18 protein-coding genes are annotated in these 22,370 nt (G+C 41.8%); 6 read left to right on the forward strand and 12 right to left on the reverse strand.

Going from position 1 to position 22,370, the window contains the following annotated elements; translation table 11 throughout:
* The first annotated feature begins 3 nt into the window (after nt 1–3).
* The 4 genes from H6779_01990 to H6779_02005 all read left to right on the forward strand — a co-directional run bounded on the left by H6779_01990 (nt 4) and on the right by H6779_02005 (nt 4,831).
* Nucleotides 4–3,129, forward strand: coding sequence for a hypothetical protein (locus H6779_01990; protein USN88195.1), 3,126 nt, complete (start codon nt 4–6; stop codon nt 3,127–3,129).
* Nucleotides 3,130–3,205: 76 nt separating this feature from the next.
* A complete protein-coding gene (locus H6779_01995) occupies nt 3,206–3,877 on the forward strand; it encodes a hypothetical protein (GenBank protein ID USN88196.1) in 672 nt (223 codons plus the stop codon).
* Between the two features lie 56 nt (nt 3,878–3,933).
* Complete coding sequence (locus H6779_02000; protein ID USN88197.1) at nt 3,934–4,071, forward strand: hypothetical protein; 138 nt, start codon at nt 3,934–3,936, stop codon at nt 4,069–4,071.
* A 76-nt stretch (nt 4,072–4,147) separates the two neighbouring features.
* Nucleotides 4,148–4,831, forward strand: coding sequence for a hypothetical protein (locus H6779_02005; protein USN88198.1), 684 nt, complete (start codon nt 4,148–4,150; stop codon nt 4,829–4,831).
* 249 nt (nt 4,832–5,080) lie between these two features.
* On the opposite strand, the gene H6779_02010 is transcribed toward H6779_02005, so the two are convergent.
* The 8 genes from H6779_02010 to H6779_02045 form a co-directional block, all read right to left on the reverse strand.
* Nucleotides 5,081–5,935 carry a TatD family hydrolase gene (locus tag H6779_02010; GenBank protein ID USN88199.1) on the reverse strand — a complete coding sequence of 285 codons (855 nt, stop codon included), beginning with the start codon at nt 5,933–5,935 and terminating at the stop codon, nt 5,081–5,083.
* A gap of 64 nt (nt 5,936–5,999) precedes the next feature.
* Nucleotides 6,000–6,632 (reverse strand): hypothetical protein, encoded by a 633-nt coding sequence (locus tag H6779_02015; GenBank protein ID USN88200.1) that lies wholly within the window; start codon nt 6,630–6,632, stop codon nt 6,000–6,002.
* A 15-nt stretch (nt 6,633–6,647) separates the two neighbouring features.
* Nucleotides 6,648–6,914, reverse strand: a complete 267-nt coding sequence (locus tag H6779_02020) for a hypothetical protein (protein ID USN88201.1) — start codon at nt 6,912–6,914, stop codon at nt 6,648–6,650.
* A 2-nt stretch (nt 6,915–6,916) separates the two neighbouring features.
* Nucleotides 6,917–8,362 (reverse strand): methionine--tRNA ligase, encoded by a 1,446-nt coding sequence (locus tag H6779_02025; protein USN88202.1) that lies wholly within the window; start codon nt 8,360–8,362, stop codon nt 6,917–6,919.
* A gap of 90 nt (nt 8,363–8,452) precedes the next feature.
* Nucleotides 8,453–9,844 carry a glycine--tRNA ligase gene (locus H6779_02030; GenBank protein ID USN88203.1) on the reverse strand — a complete coding sequence of 464 codons (1,392 nt, stop codon included), beginning with the start codon at nt 9,842–9,844 and terminating at the stop codon, nt 8,453–8,455.
* Nucleotides 9,845–9,862: 18 nt separating this feature from the next.
* On the reverse strand, nt 9,863–11,872 hold the full coding sequence (locus H6779_02035) for a hypothetical protein (protein ID USN88204.1): 2,010 nt from the start codon (nt 11,870–11,872) through the stop codon (nt 9,863–9,865).
* Between the two features lie 34 nt (nt 11,873–11,906).
* Nucleotides 11,907–12,485: a recombination protein O N-terminal domain-containing protein gene (locus H6779_02040; GenBank protein ID USN88205.1), complete on the reverse strand. Its 579-nt coding sequence runs from the start codon at nt 12,483–12,485 to the stop codon at nt 11,907–11,909.
* Complete coding sequence (locus H6779_02045) at nt 12,485–16,144, reverse strand: class I tRNA ligase family protein (protein ID USN88206.1); 3,660 nt, start codon at nt 16,142–16,144, stop codon at nt 12,485–12,487. Before H6779_02045 ends, H6779_02040 begins: the two co-directional genes overlap by 1 nt.
* A gap of 327 nt (nt 16,145–16,471) precedes the next feature.
* Here H6779_02045 and H6779_02050 point away from each other — a divergent pair, with 327 nt between their 5' ends.
* Entirely contained in the window at nt 16,472–17,050 is a 579-nt protein-coding gene (locus H6779_02050) for an ATP-dependent Clp protease proteolytic subunit (GenBank protein USN88207.1), read from the forward strand.
* Nucleotides 17,051–17,402: 352 nt separating this feature from the next.
* On the opposite strand, the gene argS is transcribed toward H6779_02050, so the two are convergent.
* The 4 genes from argS to H6779_02070 all read right to left on the reverse strand — a co-directional run bounded on the left by argS (nt 17,403) and on the right by H6779_02070 (nt 21,966).
* Entirely contained in the window at nt 17,403–18,923 is a 1,521-nt protein-coding gene (argS, locus tag H6779_02055; GenBank protein USN88208.1) for an arginine--tRNA ligase, read from the reverse strand.
* Nucleotides 18,842–19,087 carry a hypothetical protein gene (locus H6779_02060; protein ID USN88209.1) on the reverse strand — a complete coding sequence of 82 codons (246 nt, stop codon included), beginning with the start codon at nt 19,085–19,087 and terminating at the stop codon, nt 18,842–18,844. The genes argS and H6779_02060 overlap by 82 nt, the downstream gene beginning before the upstream one ends.
* A 25-nt stretch (nt 19,088–19,112) precedes the next feature.
* Nucleotides 19,113–20,219: a DUF2914 domain-containing protein gene (locus H6779_02065; protein USN88210.1), complete on the reverse strand. Its 1,107-nt coding sequence runs from the start codon at nt 20,217–20,219 to the stop codon at nt 19,113–19,115.
* A gap of 478 nt (nt 20,220–20,697) precedes the next feature.
* The gene (locus H6779_02070) at nt 20,698–21,966 is read right to left on the reverse strand and encodes a serine hydroxymethyltransferase (protein ID USN88211.1); all 1,269 of its coding nucleotides are present in this window, start codon (nt 21,964–21,966) and stop codon (nt 20,698–20,700) included.
* Nucleotides 21,967–22,186: 220 nt separating this feature from the next.
* Here H6779_02070 and H6779_02075 point away from each other — a divergent pair, with 220 nt between their 5' ends.
* Nucleotides 22,187–22,345, forward strand: a complete 159-nt coding sequence (locus H6779_02075) for a hypothetical protein (GenBank protein ID USN88212.1) — start codon at nt 22,187–22,189, stop codon at nt 22,343–22,345.
* Nucleotides 22,346–22,370 lie beyond the last annotated feature (25 nt).

Consider the following 22,370-nt stretch of genomic DNA (forward strand, 5'->3'; position numbering starts at 1 on the left):
ATTATGACAACTCTTACTGTAATCCCTGATGGTACCATCAGAGAAGGACAGAGCGCTATTTTTACGATCGTTCTCTCTGAACCTTTAACCGAAAGTGTTTTCTTTAGAGCCTCAACCATTACCAGTGGCGGAGCCTCCACAGCCGACGGTGATTATGAAGGATTTACCGACCGTATCTATGAAATACCAGCTGGTAAAACTAGTCTACAAATTGCCGTGTCGACCTACCAAGCCGGAACTATCAATGAAGGAGTCGAAGCGATTGGTTTATGGGTAGACGATGTCTCTCCATCAAACATCAGTATTACTGATAGCGGTGTTGGTAGCGGTCGAGCTTTCGTCACTATTTTGGACCCCGTAGAAATACGAGTTAAGAATACCAACGGCTACGAAGGTGGCCAGGTGGGATTTATCGTAGAAGCGGAAAGTCCAGTACCTCACGACACTACCGTGTACCTACAGGTACAAGGCACAACTACCGCTGGCATAGCTAGTAATTCATGGTGGGTACAGGGTGTAATCAAAGCTGGTCAGACAGCAACCACCGTCAACATTAATACTGTGGAAGATGGTCAAACTTATGACACCCGCATTAATGTCAAATTATTCTCGTACCACGAAGACGTTATGATCTTGGATGATACCGCCTATGGTACGGTATACAATACGACACAAGTACAAACCATACCCATTCTTGATATTTTCGCTGGGGGCGATGTAAACGAAGGTGATACAACAGTCTCGTACGCGAGATTGTCGACAGCCACCGACCATGATGTGACTTTTAGGGTCTCAACTTGGCTCGGCGATATGTCAGGTGACGCCAACCGAAATCCAGATAGTCCTGACTACGTTTCGTTTGTGAATCGTTCATTCACTATCAGAGCGGGCCAAACTACGGTACCAATACCGGTACAAACACTGCAAAATGACGACCCGACCGACTGGGCACAAGAAGTGTTTAGTATTCGAGTCGAACCAAACAGTGTTTCAGGTGCTACCTTAGGCCAAAGTCGCGCGGACATCGTAATACATGATGTAGCAATCACGACAACACCGGATAACCAAAATTTAGAAGATTTGAGTATCTATAAAAATCTAATAAATACTCTTGTCGCTAAAGAAGGTATCTCAAAAACGGCTGACATAATCGCCGCTAGCAACACACTTAAGAGCGCCGCCCAATCACTTGAAGCCAGAGAATTGTTGGCAGCCGGTGTTTGGGATGCAACTGGCTTGGGTGCCATTGGTGGGATAGAAACTTATCTTGACTACCTTAGCCTATTCCCTAGCACACTAGCATTCTTGATTCGGCCGGCTTACAAAGCCGCAACCGGCCTAGATTTGTTTGATTCCATAAATTACAGTGAACTGGTTAATATTCCAGGAGCAGTTGCTCCCAGTGGCATTATATTTACCGGAAACCAAGTATTATATGAAGGCAAACAAATCATTACCGATAACGATAGAGTAAACTGGACAGCTGACCAAGCCCTAGCGATAGCGAATGGAGAGCTGACTGAGATACTTAAGGCTGGAGATTATGTTGATGGGAGGTTGGTGATACATCAGCCTGTAATAGCTTTCGATAGCTCTGGAAATTTGGTTAAACATACGAGTTATCAAGGTCGCTATGATCCTGAAAGAACCTCTGTTATGTCTGGCTCAAAGACCGATAACGTTTCACATTATGATGAAAATGCACAAAGTTTTGATTGGAGTGGAAATGTAGCTGATACAGTTTATATAGTAGCTCCATTTGATGGTTATGTAGTTTATTCCACTGATACGTACGCTTCTAAAGAAGTGAGTAACGGTGGATTAGGCAACGTAATTACTTTGCGAGCTGAACAAAAAACCACAGACGGCAAGGATGTGTTTGTAACCTTTGCTCACATAAAGCAAGGTAGTATAACAAGCAACCTTATCACAACACCTAAGAACCCTCCCGAAACAGATACTTCAATACCAGTAAAAGCCGGTCAAGTGTTGGGTATCGTTGGTGACACCGGTGGTAATTGGCCAGTGCATCTGCATATGTTGGCAGGTAACAACACATCAACCTATGGCACTATGACGGCTAAAGCTGGGCTGCGTGAAGGTCAAGTCGACACCCCTCCAGTCTTCATGCTTTTTGAAGGGGCAAAAATAGCTACCCGTAGTGAATTAAACTCGGGTATACGCGAGCGAGGAGGCGACTTTAAGCAAGACATTGGTTTCCCTATAGGTGACACAGATACTTCTAGTGGAGCCTACAGCGAAATCGGATTATCTAGTGATGAACCATTGGTAGCAAAAAATATAAGCTCTACTTTTACCAAAGGTGAATTCTACGAAATAAACCCTACCTTTTCTTCAACAGACTCAGGAGGCCAAGGCGGCGACTTTCCCACCCCAGACCCAATCTGGAACGGAACGGACACCGCCGAAACCAACGAGTACTGGCAGGACAAAGTTTCAGCCGTCAATGAATTTATCTACGCCGGTGGCGGTTATGATTTCATTCTCGCCTCTGGTGGAGATGATGTAATTGACGGACAAGGTGATGGTGGACAAGTCAACCTCTTTGGTCCGGGAGCTATTCGCGCCAACTTCTCCGTCACTACTACAGGTGATGGTGGATACCGAGTACATAGTATCGATGGTTCTTTTGGTACTGATAAGTACTACAATATCGACGGTATGTGGTTTGGTGGTTACGGCAATATCCCTGGAGCTTGGCATAATATGAATGACTTAGTCATAAACACCTTTAATGATGGTGACGGTACTTTACCTTCAGTAGCCGATCCTTACGATGAGTTATTTGCCGGTACTTCAGGCGATGATCTCATAATAGGTGGTACTGGTATTGATTGGTTTACCGCTACACCGGGGAATGACATTCTCTATGGTGGAGACGGAAAGAACGTCGACCAAAGCTGGAACCAGGTTAATTTCACCACCGCTCCCTTCTATGAAATGCAGTGGGGTTATGACATCGCCAGCGACTTGTTATTTTCTCGTCACCCTAACCTCGATCTTGATTCATACAACCGTGACATCACCGACTTCTGGTTTCAAGATGGTGGCTGGCACGGTCGAGCTGAACTTATTGGTCTAGCGTCTCCTGACTTTGTATTTGTGTAGTATTTGTTCTTTTTAACAGATCGCCTAGAAATTAGGCGATCTTTTCTTTTACCTAAGGCTGTGGTACGGTACGAACATGAAAAAGATTATAATGATAACTTTAGTAGCGGTTTTAGCGATAGCTGTATCAGCTTTTATAATATCAGATAATAATCAAGAGACTGAAGTAAATACTGTTGTATCAAACCCTGTTGAGGAGACTAAGTCTTCACAAAAGTCTACTTATACCAGCAATGAAATAGGTATTACTTTTACTTACGATAAAAGGTTTGGGCAGCCGAAATTTTTAGATTTTTCTAAATATTGTACAGAAATAAAAGCATCTGATGATAGAATTTGCCAAAATTTTCAAATTTTGTTTGGGGGAGATAATTCAAATCTAGCAGATGTAGCAATTTTTGCTGTCAATAAAGTTCGCCTTGAAAGCAATGAGTTGAGTCAAATTGGGAAAGAGGGAGTGGCATTCCCTTGGCCACCAACAGAATCAATGTCAATGGATGATGAATGTTTTGTTCCGGGAGTACCTAATTACTCCAATGGTAAATGTGAGTATGTTACAAAAAATAATATCCTTATGCGACACACTTATTTAGATGTGCAAAACACAATAAATGATTTTCCTCGTTATGAATATAGTTTTTATGTACCAGATAAAGACTTAGGAGTTGTTATTTACACAAAGGAACATGACTCTGAAAACCATATTGACTTTATAGAAAGAATAACAGAAAGTCTGAGTTTGAATTAGATTTCACCACCGCTCCCTTCTCTGAAATACAGTGGGGTTATGACATCGCCAGCGACTTGTTATTTTCTCGTCACCCTAACCTCGATCTTGATTCATACAACCGTGACATCACCGACTTCTGGTTTCAAGATGGTGGGTGGCACGGTCGAGCTGAACTTATTGGTCTAGCGTCTCCTGACTTTGTGTTTGTGTAGTATTTGTTCTTTTTAACAGATCGCCTAGAAATTAGGCGATCTTTTCTTTTACCTAAGGCTGTGGTACGGTACGAACATGAAAAAGTTAATACTTATAATCTTAGGTATAGTTATGTTAGTGACGGCAGGACTTTTGCTAAACAACACGCAATATCAGATACAAGACGACCTTGATTTATCAGAATCAACTTCTACTATTGGTGTACTCGGTATACCAAAACCACTGACCTTAGCTTCGTTGGAAGCTAGAGAGGACTGGAACCCAACCATGGAAATAGAAGGTATGGTTAGGGTGGAAGATGGAGTGGCGGAATTGTCGGATAAAGAGAAAAAAATTAAAAAGCATAATATTCATTTTTCACAATTAAACGATAGTTTTGTTACCGTTCTCCACTACGACGATGATTTTGAAAGTGAGTTTTGTGCCAAAGAAATGATGAGTGACCTACCAAACGTACCGCTCAAGTGTCCACGATATAAACCATCTGAATACAATGAATTTATTATTCTTTCCAAAGATACCGGTGAGGTACTACATAAGTATAGGCTTAGAGAGGGGTATTCGATGACTACAACTGCCGCTGTATTACTTGGCAGTACAATATCACCCGGTTTTGGTAGCGACGAAAACCTATATTTTCATATAGGCCGAATAGACATGGTAGAGAGAGAAGAGACCATTACTTCATCATTTAGCTACACTCTTAACGTTGTTACCGGTGAAATAACATTGGGTTATGATAGTAAAAGTGTGCGGTAACTTTTTTGATAGAGTCGTTTGTTTTTCCTAAAAATGTGATGTGTTGCTGGGTATAAAAAGTGAAATGACACAGATGTCTACAACCGTGACATCACCGACTTCTGGTTTCAGGATGGTGGCTGGCACGGTCGGGCTGATTTGATTGGTTTAGCTGATAGCACCTTTTTTGTGTAGTTTTGGTTATTTGTTGTGGTTCTTTAGCTGTCACTTTCGAGCAACAGATGATGACACTTTGCTAACAGATAATAATTATTTAATACCATACAACTTCTCTGCATTCTTCAGCAACTGCTCTCTTACCTCCTCTACCGGCAAATTCTTGATATCCGCAATCTTTTCTACCACCTCTTTCACATACATCGGCTCACAGCGCTTACCCCTATGCGGCACTGGTGCCACATACGGACTATCGGTCTCAGCATGCATTAGGTCTAGCGGTACCGCTCGTACTACCTCCTCATAAACCTTGGCAAAAGTAATTACTCCAGTGAAAGACACGGTAAACCCAAGTTCAAAAAGTTTCTTAGCCTGCTCATAGGTACCGGCATAAAAATGCACATTACCCGGCACTTTGGCGTATTTTTTCAATGTTTCGTACACATCTTCGTAGACACTACGCCCGGTCGGACTGACGCCACCCGGTTTTGGATCGCGAGTATGGATCATGAGCGGCAAACCAAGCTCATTGGCCAGTTCAATCTGCTTTATAAATGCTCGCTCCTGGATCTCATAAGTCTCCGGCCCACAATGGAAATAATCAAACCCGCATTCCCCAATCCCAACCACCTTATCACTCTTGGCTAGCTCACAGTAGAACTCAGTATCGAACTCTTCACCTTTAGCGGTAAAAGGTTGACCATTTTCACCTACCGTTTCCTCATCGTGATGTCCGGGAGTAGTCTGGATTGGATGAAGACCAACAATCGCCCAAGCTCCGTCATTAGCTTCTGCTATCTCCACCGCTTTTTTACTAGTAGTGTCTTTGGTACCGACATTGATATGCGCCACCCCAGCCTCGCGAGTACGCTTCAAAACTTCCTCCAAGTCTTCCTTAAAAGCTGAGAGGTTGAGATGGGTATGGGTGTCAATGTGAGTGTATTTCATAATTAAAGTAGAATACCACAATATCAATACCCTGAAAGTATCAAACTACCAGTTTAGATATTTATCAAATAATCTTTTCTTCCTCCAACACCTCTTTTACTCTCTCATAAACAAGCCTATGCCCCTCAGCATTTGGGTGGATACCATCGGTAAAATAATCTTTAAAAGAGTCTACAAGTACATTAGATACGTCTATTACTTTCACCGACTGTTTTTCTGCTACTAATTTAATAACCTCGTTATACTTATCTATATAATCCTGACTATAAGCATGAGTTGGTTTCCAGGGCATTGGCGATAATAACTCCTCATTTACTGGCAGTATAGTGAGTAGGAAAATTTTAGCCGTATATTTCTTGGCTTCTTCAATACAAAATATAAGGTTTTTCTCAAAATCCTCTGTAGACACTCGGTTTTTATTTGTTTTTATCTCATACTGACTATCATTTACTCCAATAGCCAACAAAACTGCTCCGTCTTGATCTGTCAATCGGGCTTTTAACTCCACCTCGATTCTCTCGCGTAGGTCTTGAGAATTATCCCCTGAAATACCTAAGTTAAAAACAGAAGTACTATATTCATAATCTGAATCTACAATCTTTTTATGTGCCAAAAGAGACAAACGGTTACACCACCCCCCAGCTTCACCATCATGATATCCAAAAGTATTACTATCACCAAAAACTAAGATTCTCATATGTTTATTTGTATTTTAATCTAATATATTAACTGACTTATCTATATAGTTTTTAACCCACCACTTTTTTATCAGCGGCATAGACAACGTTGAAAGTAAATAACCACCGGTTGGCACAAAAGCGTTTATGAAAGGTGCGTTATTGTCAATAATAAACAGAAAGATACTGGCGGTGAAGTAAGTTATAAGGGCAATAATCACCTTTCTAGTCTTGCTAGTTTCCCAAGCTTTATCAAGCTCAACTCGACTATTTCTTTTTAAGATTTCTTCAACGCTTTGCATGTTTATTTTTCTAGTCGACCAAACAAATTCTCAGGTTTTTTGTTTGCCAAAACAGCTTCTTTAATTATTTTACTAGTTTCAGGCATAATAGGATTTAATAATCGGCCAACTTTATATAATTCACTTACCAAATATTTTACCATTTCTATTCCCTTCTCTTTATCAGTCTTTATTACTTTAAACGGCTCGTTAATTGCTATATATTCATCTAGTTCACCAACTTTCTTCCAAACAAAGTCGCCAACAGCCTGAAAATTAAAATTTACAAAAGCTTCTTCATATTCAGTATCAAAGCCCACTGCTTCTGGTCTTTTTACAGGTTCTTCTAGATGCGTCTCCGCCATTTTCATCACCCGAGCCACCAAGTTACCAAGGCCATTTACCAAGTTGGCGGTATACCATTCGTCCATTTTTTCCCAAGTTACGTCTGAATCATCAAATGGATGTACGTGACGAAGTAGAATATAACGAGTAGCGTCTACACCGTAACGCTCAATCATTTCATACGGACTAATCACATTCCCTAGCGACTTACTCATTTTTTGTCCACCGCTATTGATAAAGCCATGATAAACCACTTTATCAGTCGCTTTTACTCCCGCGCTCCTCAGCATTGCTTGCCACATTATCGACTGAAAACGTACCTGGTCTTTTCCAGCTAGCTGCAACACCTCACCCTCTGTCCAGAATTTCTTGAAATCCCCTTCTTCATCTGGCCAACCGAGCGTAGAAATATAGTTGGTCAAAGCATCAAACCACACGTACATAACCTGGTCTTCGTCATCCGGTACCGGTACTCCCCAATTCAAACGCTTCTTTTCGCGCGAGATACTAAAGTCTTCTAGACCATTTTTTACAAAATTAAGCGCTTCTTGGCGTCGCCACTCCGGTAGCACCACTCCCTCTTTAGACAAATATTCTTCCAAATATTCTTGGTAGTTAGATAGTTTGAAAAAATAGTTCTCCTCCTCTATTAGTTCAGGTTCTTGGTTGTGATCAGGACATTTTCCATCCACCAAGTCTGACTCCACCTTAAAAGACTCACATCCCACACAATAAAGTCCCGAATACTTCTTCTTATAGATATCACCTTTCTCAGCACAACGTCGCCAGATCTCTTCTGTTGCTTTTTTGTGCCCTTCATCAGTGGTACGGATAAAATTATCAAAAGAAAGATTGAGACCAGTCTCAGGGTCGGCTAATTTCCTAAACTCATTGGCATAGTGGTCAACATAAGCCTGCCTATCCTCCCCTTTTTCATCAGCCTTTTGAGCAATCTTTTGTCCATGTTCATCGGTACCAGTATTAAAAAACACCTCATGACCAAGCAAGCGATAATATCGCGCTAGAGCATCAGCTTGTACCACTTCAAGCCCAAAACCAATATGTGGATCGGAGTTTACATACGGTAAAGTGGTGGTGATATATTTAGCTTTTTTGTCTGACATAGTATGGTTACTTTAGCATAGGTTTCGGTGGTAAAAAAGCGGACGGCGCCTGTGGCGCCGTCCGCTTTTTTAATACAACCTATACATCTATTATTTATTTAGATACTCCACCAACTCGTCGATCTTCACCCTTGTCTGCTCGCCAGTATCACGGTCGCGTACTGTCACAGTATCCTTTAGCTCTGGTTTTTCTTCTCCTAGAGTTTCGAAGTCAATCACCACACAAGCTGGTGTGCCGATTTCATCTTGCCTACGGTAACGCTTGCCAATATTACCGTTGTCATCAAAGGCAACGTTACCGAAGCTCTTTTTTAGGTGTTTAAATACTTCTCTAGCCTTCTCAACCAACTGAGGTTTATTTTTCAAAAGCGGTGAAACCGCTACCCGATATGGTGCCAGATCTTTATGTAGTTTTAAGACCGTTCGTACATTACCATCAATTTCATCTTCATAATACGCATCTGAAATAACAGCCATAAACATTCTACCCATACCAACAGATGTTTCTAGAATCCACGGAATATACTTCTCACCTGTCTCAGGGTCAGTATAGCGAAGATCAACTCCGGAAAACTTCATATGTTGTGTAAGATCATAATCAGTACGATCGTGAATACCTTCAAGTTCATCAAAACCAAGACCTGGAAAATTATATTCTATATCCCAAGCATCAGACGCATAAAAAACAAGGTTGTCATGTTGTTTAAAGCGAAGATTTTCTGGCTTTATACCGATAGAAAGATACCAATCCCAACGATCTTTTTTTACTTGCTCGTAGGCTTCTTTGTTTTCATGTGGTCTAACAAACAGTTGTGTGTCTGCTTGCTCCATTTCACGAGTACGAAAAAGAAAGTTGCGTGGTGAAATTTCGTTACGAAATGCCTTACCAATTTGCACAATACCAAACGGTAGCTTTGGTGACATGGTATCGAGAATGTTTTTGTAATTTAGATAAATACCTTGACAAGCTTCCCCTGGCAAATACACGGGATTATCTCCTTTTGAAGTAAAATCTCCAAGATTTGATTTTACAAGCAAATTGAACGCACGAGCTGGTGTAAAATTTTTCTTACCACACTTAGGACACTGGATGTTATCACGGTTAGCATCAAAAAGTTGATTGATTTCCTCTTCCGACATTTTCTCATCTGCCGTTACACCAATGGCTCCCAGTTCTTTGTCGACTCGAATCCGTGTATTACACTCACGGCACTCAGCTAAAGGATCAGAAAAACCTGACGTATGTCCGCTAGCATCCCATACTTTTGGATGTTTAAACATTCCTGAATCAACCCCAAAATAATTTTCTTTATCGTAGACATTTGCCTTCCACCAAGCTCGCTTCAAATTATTCAGAAGTTCAACTCCATTTGGACCATAATCAAAAACCCCAGCCAACCCCCCATAAATCTCACTTCCTTGGAATACAAACCCTCGTCGCTTTGAAAGCGCTACTATCTTCTCCATTTTGTCGTTTTTCATAATCTTCAGAAATTAACACTACTCTGCCTGTACTCGACCGTTACCCTCAGAAAAACCTAGTTCTTCCGAAAGATTATTGTCCAACTTAATAGCCCTAGCTTTGAGACCGACTTCGGTAAACCGATCAGTGGCCCGAAAGTCCTGAGCTTCCAGCAGTGTCAATGTTTTACCAATATGTGTCACACTTGGCAAGAGCTTGATTTGCATCTTGATTTGCTTTTGCTGATGAGCTGACATATTCCCAACCCTCCAGCTAATTTGTTTAGAAACTGGATTAAATTCAATTTCACCATCACCACTAGTTCTCTCTGCCCAGCTTACATACTGAGGTAAAGCAGTAGTCACCACTCCGCCTGATATATCGTTAACCCCAGCAGTCGCGACTAGTGTAATAGTGTAGTCAGTTGTCTGCCCAGCCACTGGTGGGACGGGTCCACCGTCACCAAACGGACTACTAGTATGGTTTATTTCTCCGGCAATTTGTATTTCTGAAGAATACTTAGCTTCAGCCACCGCTGTTCCAACTAGATTTTCATTGGCATTAGCTTCATTTACCCGCCTGGCAAAGACCTTCACCGACAAATCAAACGAGCCAGTGCTCTGTCCCTTGTCCGGCTTCACGGTAAATGAAAACTTACGACTTTCTCCAGGTGGTACTTCTGTCAAAGATTTCATTCCAGCAATTTCCCAATTGATTTTTTTGGTCACTGAATCATAAAATCCGCTGGAAATATCCAAATTGTCATCGCGGATTAAGTTCCCTCGTGGCACCAACTCTACCCGCATATCATACAAAGTCTCGTTCATAGTATTGGCTACAAGAACTTCAACATTAGCATCTGCACCAGCCGCCAACACAGCCGCTCCATCGCGATCACCACCAATACCAACGGTCACATCTATGAAAGGATTCTCAATTGTGTACCCTACTTTAGTCTGCGTCAAAACAGAACTTAATTCAGTTTGATTATCTGATTTTGGCGTACCAGCTTTAAGCTGTATCTCAGCCGCCTCGCTAGCTAGTCCGGTGACTAAACCTTTAAAAGTAATTGTATAGACAGTGTCAGGAAGAACTTCATCTAGAAGCCAACTATTTTGACCATAGGTTGTCTGTGGTACCGCATTCAAAAAGGAGAAGCTGTTGGGATAGTCAGCGGTTATCAATACATCATGCATTGGATTTATAGCGTTAGATAAAAGAGTCAAAGTTACTTCAAGCTCCTGTCCGGAAGAAATTTTCTCAACCGCTTCAGTCCGAATCACAATGGGAGAAGAGTTTATTTTAACCATAACCGGTTCTGCGTTCTTGTAGAAAGTACCGTTGGAATTTTTTACCCGATATTCAATTGTTGCCTTTATTTCCTTGTCTTCATTTTCTTCACCAAACATTATGACCTTGATTGGTTTATTAACCACTCCACCCGCTTCAATATCTTCAAGCGGCAAACGATCTTCATACAAGTCGCGATTACCTTCCTCAACCGACTTTGTTCCTGGCGGATAATTTAGAATCAAGGTAGCTGATTCAATCGGAATGGAGTTTTGGTTGGTAATACCCACCTGAATCGGAACTGTATCGCCACCCGCCACTGAAAATGGCGCTTCAATAGAAATGCTGATATTGTTGGCTGATATTTGATTACCACCCAACAATATATAAATAGCGGAACCGATAACCGACAGCAGCAAAACTCCCAAACTAAAAAGAAGAATGATGGTTCGGTAAGTTCGGTTTTTCTTAGGAGGAGGAACGACAACATCTTTATCATTTTGAATAATTGTATCGGAGATTTGTGAAACTATACTCTCAGACTCATTTGGTGGCAGTTGGGTCACTGGTGGATTGTCGTGTGTACTTATATTTTCTTTAGCCGGAATTTGACTTGCGACTTCACTTCCCCAACCCCGCTTAACATCGATTGATGTTTTAGTAAGATCATGCCTTTTTACACTTTTATCTTGCCAACCACGATCGTAAAGACGCTTTCGTAGCTCGTCGATATTTTCCTGATCTTTAATTCCCGACATGGTTACCAGCCATTATATCATTATCAAACAGTAATTAGAGGTGGCTATTCGCAACTGCGTTGTCTATTAGTTTCTTCATTTTTTCAGCTGACAACTCAGATTCATATTCAGCCAAGGTACTGGCCGGGGCCACCTTGAAGTTTTTGGGAATATCTTTTGAATCAACATAGCCAAGCTCGTCCAAAATCCTTAATTGCACCGCCAATTCCAGAAAGCTGCGCTTTTGACACTCACTAATCAAAAGACGCGAGGCACCAACACAGAAGTCAAAAAGTAAAGAGTGCGCCTCCTCACCATGGACAAACCGCCTTAAGGTCTTCATAAGCATGACCACACTACCACGAGCCTCACGACTCTTAGCTGTAGCAAAATAGTTTGGCCCTGGAACAACACTACCGATTCGCCAACCTTGCTTACCTTTCACTAAAGAGACTCTGATTTGAGAAAACTCTTGCAAGGCCGGCCGCTGCTTCGACCGCTCTTCGCGCACACTACGGGCAGTAGCATAGAGCATGCCTGCCTCACGGGTAAAAAGCACAAATACCTTATCAGCGGTATTGTGCAAAAAACTACCGCAAACTATCGCCTCTGTGATGTAGGTTTGGTATGACATTAAACCTTAACAATAGAAATTAGGTATGAATTATCACCAATTTGGATTTCTTTTCCTTTGGTTGTGGTAAATGTGATTTCTTTCGCTCCAACCACTTTCTTGATTATATCTAGCTGTGCTTTTACCATCTCCTCACCAGCTGGTGATGTGGCTATGGTCAGAGTAATTACGTCCTGGGGCTTGAGACCAGACTCTTTACGCATATCCTGTATAACCCTAATCAATTCACGCGCCTCTCCCTCCTGTTTCAATTCGGTAGTAATATTAGTGTCGAGTACCACTACTTCAGACTGAGTTTCGTTGACTGTAACCGTCTTTACATTAACCTCGTCTGCAATCACACTTAATAACTCTGAATCAACCGGTTTAGAGACCGACAAAGACGACAGTGGTTGTCGTACCTTTATTCCAGATCGTGTGCGCTGCTCCAAAGCCAAGGTCACTAATTCACGGGTAGTCCTCATACAATCAAGTAAAACTTCATTAACAGACCCGGTCTCTGGCCACTTAGCCAAGTGCACGCTCTCTGCCTCACTTTCATCTCGCACTGCTCGGTATAGATATTCAGCGTAGAAAGGCATGGCCGGTGCCATTACCTTGGCTAATTCACGAAGGACATAGCGCAAGGTACCAAGCGCTAGCTTCTTGTCTTCCACATCCTCACCCTTGAGACGGTCACGTGAGCGGCGGAGATACCACACGGACAAATCATCAATAAAATCAGTAATTGGTCGCACGGCTTTATCGAGCTCATAAGCTTTGTAACCAGCAGTTGATTCGGCGATCAGTTGATTGAGGCGCGCCACGATCCAGCGATCTAAAACATTATTGGAATCGTGGCGCGGTTCGGAAGCCCCCCGGGCTTCCTCACCACCATCCGCAAACATTTCATACATCGCCAGTACATTATGAAGTCGTCCGATATTCTTCCGTTGTATTTCAAGCACGTCTTTTTCGGCGAAGCTCAAATCTTCACTATGCACTACCGGCGAAGACAAAAGATAATACCGCATCGAGTCTGCCCCCAAGCGACCCACGAGCTCCATCGGATCAGGATAGTTCTGCAATGACTTACTCATTTTCTTTCCATCCTCCGCCAAAACCAATCCGTTTACAATCACATTCTCATACGGCGACTTACCAAAAAGCGCCACCCCTAAGACGAGCATGGAGTAAAACCACCCCCGAGTCTGATCTAGACCCTCAGCAATAAACTGCGCCGGGAAACGCTCTGCCTCGAACTTTTCCTTATTTTCAAACGGATAATGAAGCTGCCCATACGGCACCGACCCACTCTCAAACCAACAGTCAAAGACATCCGGCACTCGCTTTAATTCCTCCCCGTCTTCATACAACTTAATATCGTCGATATATGGTCGATGATAATCGAGTTCGTAGCTGTCGTTATGAGGAAATGGCACAAACGGCAAAGCTCTGAGCTCTGCGTTATTTAAGTCGTAGGTATTTTCCTCAATAATCTTTCCTAAAGTTTCAAAATCATCACCTTTGGCGACCGCTTGCAACATCTGCAAAGTCCCGTTATGAGAAACAAACAAAACATTCTTATCCTTATGCTTTGTTTCAATTTCATTCAACAATTCACCCGCTCGTCTTTTCACATCCGTCCAGTTTTCTCCTCCTTCTGGAGTTTTGGTCAAACGATCAGTTCCAGTCGTAAAAAAAGCGTGATATTCACTTACAGTCTTGCCATCAAATTCACCAAACCGTACTTCAAGCAAACGTTCGTCCGCCACTAAAACCTCCTTAGACAAACCTAGTCCTTCCGCTACTTTCTCTGCCGTTTCTTTCGTGCGTTGTAGTGGAGAATAATAAATAAGATCAATCTTTTCGGCTTTTAGTTTTTCTACCAACTCACTTACCTGCTCTTTACCTTTATCAGTAATACCATTCTCAACCGCCACATCCACATTTAAAGTCTCTTTGGTATTCAAAGCTGATTCAGCGTGACGGGTAATAAAGTATTTATTGCCACTTTTGGGCACAAATTCCTGCATCTCAGCCATGCTACCGAACACCTTATATTCACCAGTCTTTTCATTTTTCCAGATCGGCAGTGGCGCACCCCAATAACGCTGCCTAGACACCGCCCAGTCGCGTGCCCCTTCCAGCCACTTGCCAAAGCGGTTTTGTCCGACATAATCCGGCACCCACTTCACTTTATTATTGGCGGCCACCAACTCATCTCTCATGTCAGTTACTTTCACAAACCACGATGTAGTCGCGTAATTTAAAAGCGGTGTGCTGTCGCGCCAACAATGCGGGTAACTGTGAGTGATATTTTCTTTCTTGAAAATCTTTCCAGCTGTTTGTAGGTGACGCAAGACTTCAATATCCGCATCCAAGTGCGACACCCGAGCTTCATCGTCATCTTTTGGCTTCACTAATTGCCCAGCAAAGTCAGTCACAAAATCCATAAACCGCCCACCATAATCAACATGGTGTGCGATAGGAATATTATTTTCCTTAGCTACATTCATATCGTCCTCACCATAAGCCGGCGCCAAATGCACGACCCCAGTCCCCTCCTCACCAATTTCGACAAAATCCGCGTGGTAAATCTTCCAAGCTTTTTTTTCTTTTTCTTTCTCCTCATTAAAATCATCTATTCTTTTTGGGCCTCTAGGTGTTGCCCATAAATTTTCAAAGTAATTGAACGGTGGCTCGTATGACAGATCTAGCAAGTCTGAACCTTTCATTTCCTCTACCACCTCATAAGGCAAATCACCCAATTGAGCCAATCGACCTTTGGCTAAAATTACATTCTCGTATTTAATTTCCTTTTTTATTTCTCCATCAGCACCCACTCTGTCAGGAATAGTTGAGTTTAGAACAGAAACCTTCACATAATCCAACTCTTGATTGACCGCAATTGCCATATTACCTGGCAAAGTCCACGGGGTCGTCGTCCAAATCAAGATACTGGTATCAGTCTTATTACCGTTTTCATCCAGTAGTGGCATTTTGACCGTCACCGCGATATCCTTCACATCCTTATAACCTTGATTCACCTCAAAGTTAGACAAAGTCGTCCCACAGCGTGGACAAAGATGCATACTCTTAAATCCTTCATACACCAGCCCCTTTTCATGGAGTTGCTTAAATACCCACCACACACTTTCGGTGTAGTTTGAGTCCATGGTCTTGTAATCATTTTCCATGTCGACAAACCGACCAAGGCGCGGGATAATCTGTCGCCAATCATCCGCATACTCCAAGACCGCCTCCCTAGCGGCTTCATTAAAATTCTTGATACCGTAGTCCTCGATATCTTTTTTGTTGGCTAGGCCAAGTTTTTTCTCAATCAAGTTCTCCAGGGGCAAACCATGACAATCCCAACCCCACTGCCGCCTTACGCGGTAGCCATTCATCGTCCAAAAACGCGGGATTGCATCTTTTATAGTGCCCGGCACTATATGACCATAATGTGGCAAGCCAGTTGCAAACGGCGGTCCATCATAAAAAATATAATCTCCTTTAGGACTCTCTCCCGCCGGCTTCTCTACACTTTTATTAAAAATATCATTCTCCTCCCAAAAAGCCTGTACCTCTTCCTCCCGCAAAGCTACCTCAGACTTCTCTACTTCTTTCACCACCTCAACTGAATCGTTCTCACGACCGTGTACTTTTTTATCTTTCATATTCAAATTAGTTTTTATGTATATCAGACATATTACTTATTGAAGATTAAACCAAAGTAAAGAAAATAAAGGAGGTGCGACCTTAAAGAGGAGCGATGAGCGACGAGAAAGGTCGTTCCTCAGTTATTTTCTTTACAAATTAATAAGCTCAAATTTCAATAAATACTTAATAAACATGTGTATCAGACATGTTTTTACATACTATCATGAGTGGTGATTTTGGCTAGCCAAAAATATTGACATAAAAATATTTCTATTATATAAAAAAGGAGAAGTGTACTTAAACAAAAACTTTCTAACACATTAAATCTATGTAAGGGAGAAAAAATGGACATAGTAAATGATTGGTTTGATGCAAAAAATATCTTAACCTTAACAGGAGCAATAACCTCAGAAAAAACTAGCAACTTAGCCAGCAAAATGCTGGAGTTTCAAATTAAATCTGAATTAAAAGAAACTACAACAGAACCATTAGTATTACTTATAAACAGTGGTGGTGGCGATATCATTTCAGCTTTAAAACTTTGTGACGTAATTAAATATGTTATTAAAAAACCTGTCAAAGGTATCGTAGTTGGCAGTTGTCATTCTGCAGCTACTTTGATTTTGCTGAGCTGTGAAATCAAAGTATGTCTACCTTATTCAGATTTTTTACTTCATTCCAACAGCGTAGCAAGAGTTACCGCCAGTACAGAAGAAGAATTAAGTCAACTACGAGAAGATTTGATTCTTACACGCAAAACCATTCTTTCGTATTACGAAAAAACCCTGAAGCTTAATGTTGTTGAAATTGAAAAGTTGATGAATAAAGGAGATCAGACCTTTAATCGCTATATTTCACCCACAGAGGCGCTAAGTATAGGATTTATTGATGTAATTCAGCATGAAAACATCAATATATTTTGATCAAGGTTATAAAAATATAACACCCCACCAAAACATCGGTGGGGTTGTTTTTATTTTAAGACAAGTAAACAAAGTGGTTATGCTCAGAAAATTTTTTGGGAATAAAATTGGTATTTTAGATTTACTTGGCGACTACATATTCATTTTCTCCCTTGTAGGTCGAAAATTTCATTGTGTCTGCCTAAGTAAAACATAGTGGTTGTGCTCCGAAAAATTCCGAAGGAAAGGAATTTTTTCGGAGAAAATTCGCAATAGTTAAGTAAAATTAAGGAGTGTAACGACTATAATTTACTTATGTCAGAATTTGTTCTGCCCTTGGGCAAATTCTGACCGCTATGCTCGTTTGCTCATTTTACATTCTCTCCGGGGCTTTGATACCCAAGACCCAAAGACCGTTTTTGAGAGTAGTTTTTACCGCTTTAGCTAAAGCGATCTTGTACGGAGCATGCTCGTCGGTCGTGTCAGCAATTTTTTCTTTGCCGTAGAAAGAGTTGAATTCACCAGCTAGTTCGGTCAAATACCCCACTACTTTATGCGGCGCTCGCTCTTGTAGCGCTATCTCAATCACTTCTGGGAATTGGTAAATAATTCGCTCAACTTGATACGGAGTATCAGGTGCATTAGCGATATTTTCTGCCAAGCCAGCCGTTTCAGCTTTTTCCAAGACACTTGCAATACGCGCGTGTGTGTATTGCAAGTACGGACCAGAATCCCCTTCAAAAGACAGAGCTTTTTCTTTATCAAAAATTGAGTCCTGCAAAATACTTCCTCGCAAAGTACTGTATTTAATAGCCGCGATAGCAACGTCTTTAGCTAGCTCTCCATTTGGCTCAGTTTTTCCTTCGGCTATTTTTGCCAAAGCAGTTTCTGTTACATCATCAATAAAATCATTGGCCGCTATCACATCTCCAGTCCGAGAAGACATTTTTCCAGTCGTTAGGCGTACCATCCCATGCCCTATATGCTCAGTCTTTTCAGCTAAGTCTGGATAAATAAAACTTAGAGCTTTTTTCAAAACCTTGAAATATTCATTTATCTCATTGGCAGTACTAACCACCGATAGATCATATTCACCTAGTCGATCTTCCTTAAGTTTTGCTAAGGCCAATTCTTTGGCTTCATAAGTCGGCAAACCTTCTTTATTTAAAAACACCCGAGTGTGAAGACCGTGATCTTCACCTCTAAAGATTCTCGCCCCATCACTTTCGGGAAATATTTCAGGGTGAGATACTACAATCTCCTTCCCTAACGGACCGGTTTCGCTTTCAAAAAAATAACTATCGAACTTAGTACCTAAAGTCTGGTAAATAGTTTCAAAATACTCTAGAGACACACGTCGTCCAGCGTCATATAACTTATTTATTTCTTCATCAGACCGTTCGTAGACTTTTTTATTGATATCACGAATTTCTGCTTGAGCTGTCTCATCTTCCTTATATGCGGTTGCCCCGAGAGCATAAGCCTGACCAAGCTCGCGAGCCGAAAATTCTTGATCTCTATCAATACCAATTTTCTTCATTCCCCAGATGGCGTTGGCTACATGAAGTCCAACATCCCCTTGGTAGTTCACACACTTGGTGTCAGCCCCGTTCATCATAAATAAACGAGCAATACTTTCACCTACCGCATTGGTAAACATATGTCCAATATGAAATTCTTTAAAAGGGTTGGGGTCAGTGTATTCCACTAGCACCTTCTTACCAGCCCATGAATCACTCTTCCCCCACTCTTCCGGTGAGTTATTGATACGAGCGATTTCCGCTGTGAAAAAATCGCGACTTAAATAGAAGTTTAGAAAACCAGGACCAGCGATCTCGATTCGGTCGACGTACTCGATTTGACCTTCGAGCGCCGCGGGGAAATGGGCCCCCAAATTCCGCGCGGCGCTTTCCCCACCTGCTTCGCCACCACCATCGCCACATTACAAGCATAGTCACCATGGGTCATATCAGCCGGATGCTCCACCACAAAATCAGCTGAGTCCAACCCCAGCCCATTTAAAACATCATCAATAGCCACTTCAATTACTCCTTTCATAAACCACAGAATACCCAATTATTTGTCATTCTACAACTGTCACTAATCCTTGCGGTGACTTTGTACTATCAATCACGAAAGTTTTCTTACCCAACACTTGTCCCCGCTTATTCTCCACTATACAGCGCCACTTGCCATCATGAACCGAAGTCACGGTTGTATAGCCACGATAGCCGTTCTTATTCTCTCCGGTTATTTTGTACGACCGACTAAAATGCTCCTGCCAGTCTCCATTTTTATCTACGTATTCCCAACGATGTACAATCTCAGTTGTCAACTTTGTCGGCGCATAGACCCGAGCAAAACAAGTCGCCCCCTGCCCTGCAACCGGATGAAAATAATCGGGCACAAATGGTAGATACTCAAACCAAGACTGCTTCTCCTTGGTGATGCGATAATCACCCAGACTGCTTCTATCTACCGATTGATAAATATTAAGTTCGGTCAGCGACAACGGAATCGGTGGAATGATGTTTAAAAAATAAAATCCATTAAATACCGCATACAAACTGGCAATAGTGAAGACCAACAATCTTTTTTGAAGGTTTATAAAATTTGGAATAATCCTTGACAGAGTGTGTATGGTTAAACTTACATCCAACAGAGCCAACAACCCACTACCAAAAAAGATTAAATTACTCATCTCACCAACCAAGACTGGCACTACCAAAACAAAATAAGAAAAAACTCCAACAAAGTAGACAGCCAGATTATAAACAAGTCGTTCTGATTGTTTCTTTACCAACTCATTAACAGCAATTACTCCAATAATCAAAGCAAAGAAAGGAGCACTGGAAATAAAGTCACCGCTTCGACCGTAGAAGATCAACATACCAGACAAAAGTCCACCAAAGGAATATTGCATCAACATCGGCATGTAGTGCCTAAGCTTTGCGGTCCACCAGTCACCAAGACGCCCGGCTACACCAAGATAAAAAAGCAAGAGTGAAGCCGTGGCCAACACCACATAAGTTAGTAGAATAAAATTATCCAACTTATCATCAATCCGATTTAGAAGTAGATAATCGGTTACAAAACCAAAAAGAAAGACCACTGTTAACCAGTGCGATTTTGCAAAACGCGCAAGGCGGCCAGTTTTTGGCTCAATTAATTTCTCATCAAAATTCTCCATTGTTAAATCTATTGTGCCATATTATAAAAAAGAGAACCTACACAGTTATAGTCAAATAAAGCAAGACCATAACCGCGTAGGTTGTAAAAAGAGAAGTAGTTCGACGCACCATGCGTCAATTTTAATGATGACACACGGCCAAAAAGTTGTAAATGTGTCAAAGTTTAATAAAGAACCTCTTGCCCCAGTAAGTTTGGGGCAAGAGGAAAAATACTTCCGCAACAACATGACGGTCCTAGGGTCATGTTTAATAATCAGAATACCACAAATATCTAAAAAAGAAACAAAAACCTGCACATTGCGTCTTACACAAAGGCAGGGATAGAGTGGCTACTTCTCACGAATAAACCTATCAGAACAAGAAAAATGAAGCAACCACTCCAGAAGACGGTGTTTATTTCGATAAATCTTTATAATTAAAAGATGTCACCACCTCCGCCACAAAAGTAGCATACAGCACCGAATAAAGCAACGGTTTCTAAACAAACCGCTCTGGCACCGGAAAGGCTTCACATATTTCTTCCACCTCTTGCCTGAATTCAACCTTTTTCTTCTTATCATCTTTAGCATGCAAAACTTCAACCATTATCTCAGCCAGTCTAGTCGCTTCCCTTTCTTTCATAAGACGCGTGGTCATAGCCGGTGTACCAAAGCGAATACCAGACGGATCAAGAGCGGTACGGGACTCATCTGCAATCATATTTTTATTTAAAGTGATACCCACTTCATCAAGAGCTGTCTCCGCTTCTTGTCCGGTCACTCCAAGGGAGTCGTAAACATCAGCCAGAAGCAAGTGGTTGTCTGTACCACCACCCAAAAGCCTAATACCAGCCGACTTAAACACCAACTCCATCGCCTTGGCATTTTTTAAGATCTGCTTACTGTATTCTTGAAACGCGGGAGTGAGAGCTTCACCAAAAGCCACCGCCTTGGCTGCTATGATGTGCATATGTGGCCCACCTTGCATCCCTGGAAAGACTGACCGGTTGATCTTCTTGGCAATTTCTTCATCTTCCCTCACCAATATCATTCCGCCTCGTGGCCCGCGCAGCGTCTTGTGCGTAGTAGTGGTAATAACATCAAAGCCGACATCAAACGGATTTTTAGCTACCCCACCAGCGATTAGTCCCGCAATGTGCGCCATGTCAGCCACCGTATAAGCACCCACTTCTTTAGCAATATCTACAAACTTAGCGTAGTCAAGCTCACGACTATAAGCGGAAAAACCGGCCAAAATAATCTTCGGTTTTTCTCTAAGCGCCACTTCACGAAGCTCGTCATAATCAATCTCGCCGGTATCGACATTTTTCATCTTGTAGCGTACGAAGTTGAAGACTTTATTAATGGTAGTAGTTGGATGACCGTGGGTAAGATGTCCGCCGTGACCCAGATCCATACCCAAAACCGTATCCCCCGGCTCCATTAGAGCAAAGTACATCGCTACGTTAGCATTAGCTCCGCCCAAAGGTTGTACGTTGGCAAACTTGGCGTTAAATAATTTTTTAGCTCGCTCAATGGCAATCGTCTCGACGATGTCAGTAAATTCCTGACCGCCGTAGTAACGACGTCCCGGGTACCCTTCTGAGTATTTGTTGGTAAAAATAGAACCAGCCGCTTCGCGCACAGCTCGTGAAGCATAATTTTCGCTTGGGATCATTTCTACCCCCTTACGTTCTCGCTCCTCCTCACCCTCTAGCGCACGATAGACTTCTTCGTCTTGGTCTTTGATAAATTTGTATTCGTTCATGATAAATAGCTTAAAAGTAATAATCTGCCTCAACTGAATTTTTTGAACGAGTTAATTTAGATCATGGTAATTTAGCTTATTGGTAAAAATTATAGCATAGAGAGAGGTAAAAGGTCGCCCAGCCCTCGCAAGCGAGGGCTGGGCGACCTTTTACCTCTATACAAGATCCCTTTTTCATACTATAATAAACACTTTCTAAATACGTTCTTTGAGGAGAAATATGAAAACAATCGTCGCCGCACTAAGCGCAATAGTCATGGTAGTGACAGTAGCATTTTTAGCTGGCACTCCCGAACCGGTAAATTTGTTGGCTGTAATAGCTGCTGTAAGTTCATTTTTTATTGGTTTAGCAGCTCTATCGCGGTCATTACCTGGATAAGTAATTTGTTTTTTAAATCTTTAGG

The organism is Candidatus Nomurabacteria bacterium (assembly GCA_023898525.1).
Lineage (GTDB): Bacteria > Patescibacteriota > Minisyncoccia > Phycocordibacterales > UBA918 > OLB19.

Coding starts and splice junctions, on each gene's coding strand:
- H6779_02005 (USN88198.1), top strand. CDS start 4,148: ATGAAAAAGTTAATACTTATAATCTTAGGTATAGTTATGTTAGTGACG.
- H6779_02060 (USN88209.1), bottom strand. CDS start 19,087: ATGAAAGGAGTAATTGAAGTGGCTATTGATGATGTTTTAAATGGGCTG.
- H6779_02070 (USN88211.1), bottom strand. CDS start 21,966: ATGAACGAATACAAATTTATCAAAGACCAAGACGAAGAAGTCTATCGT.
- H6779_02065 (USN88210.1), bottom strand. CDS start 20,219: ATGGAGAATTTTGATGAGAAATTAATTGAGCCAAAAACTGGCCGCCTT.
- H6779_02075 (USN88212.1), top strand. CDS start 22,187: ATGAAAACAATCGTCGCCGCACTAAGCGCAATAGTCATGGTAGTGACA.
- H6779_02050 (USN88207.1), top strand. CDS start 16,472: ATGGACATAGTAAATGATTGGTTTGATGCAAAAAATATCTTAACCTTA.
- H6779_02025 (USN88202.1), bottom strand. CDS start 8,362: ATGTCAGACAAAAAAGCTAAATATATCACCACCACTTTACCGTATGTA.
- H6779_01995 (USN88196.1), top strand. CDS start 3,206: ATGAAAAAGATTATAATGATAACTTTAGTAGCGGTTTTAGCGATAGCT.
- H6779_02010 (USN88199.1), bottom strand. CDS start 5,935: ATGAAATACACTCACATTGACACCCATACCCATCTCAACCTCTCAGCT.
- H6779_02045 (USN88206.1), bottom strand. CDS start 16,144: ATGAAAGATAAAAAAGTACACGGTCGTGAGAACGATTCAGTTGAGGTG.
- H6779_02035 (USN88204.1), bottom strand. CDS start 11,872: ATGTCGGGAATTAAAGATCAGGAAAATATCGACGAGCTACGAAAGCGT.
- H6779_02020 (USN88201.1), bottom strand. CDS start 6,914: ATGCAAAGCGTTGAAGAAATCTTAAAAAGAAATAGTCGAGTTGAGCTT.
- H6779_02040 (USN88205.1), bottom strand. CDS start 12,485: ATGTCATACCAAACCTACATCACAGAGGCGATAGTTTGCGGTAGTTTT.
- H6779_01990 (USN88195.1), top strand. CDS start 4: ATGACAACTCTTACTGTAATCCCTGATGGTACCATCAGAGAAGGACAG.
- H6779_02030 (USN88203.1), bottom strand. CDS start 9,844: ATGAAAAACGACAAAATGGAGAAGATAGTAGCGCTTTCAAAGCGACGA.
- H6779_02015 (USN88200.1), bottom strand. CDS start 6,632: ATGAGAATCTTAGTTTTTGGTGATAGTAATACTTTTGGATATCATGAT.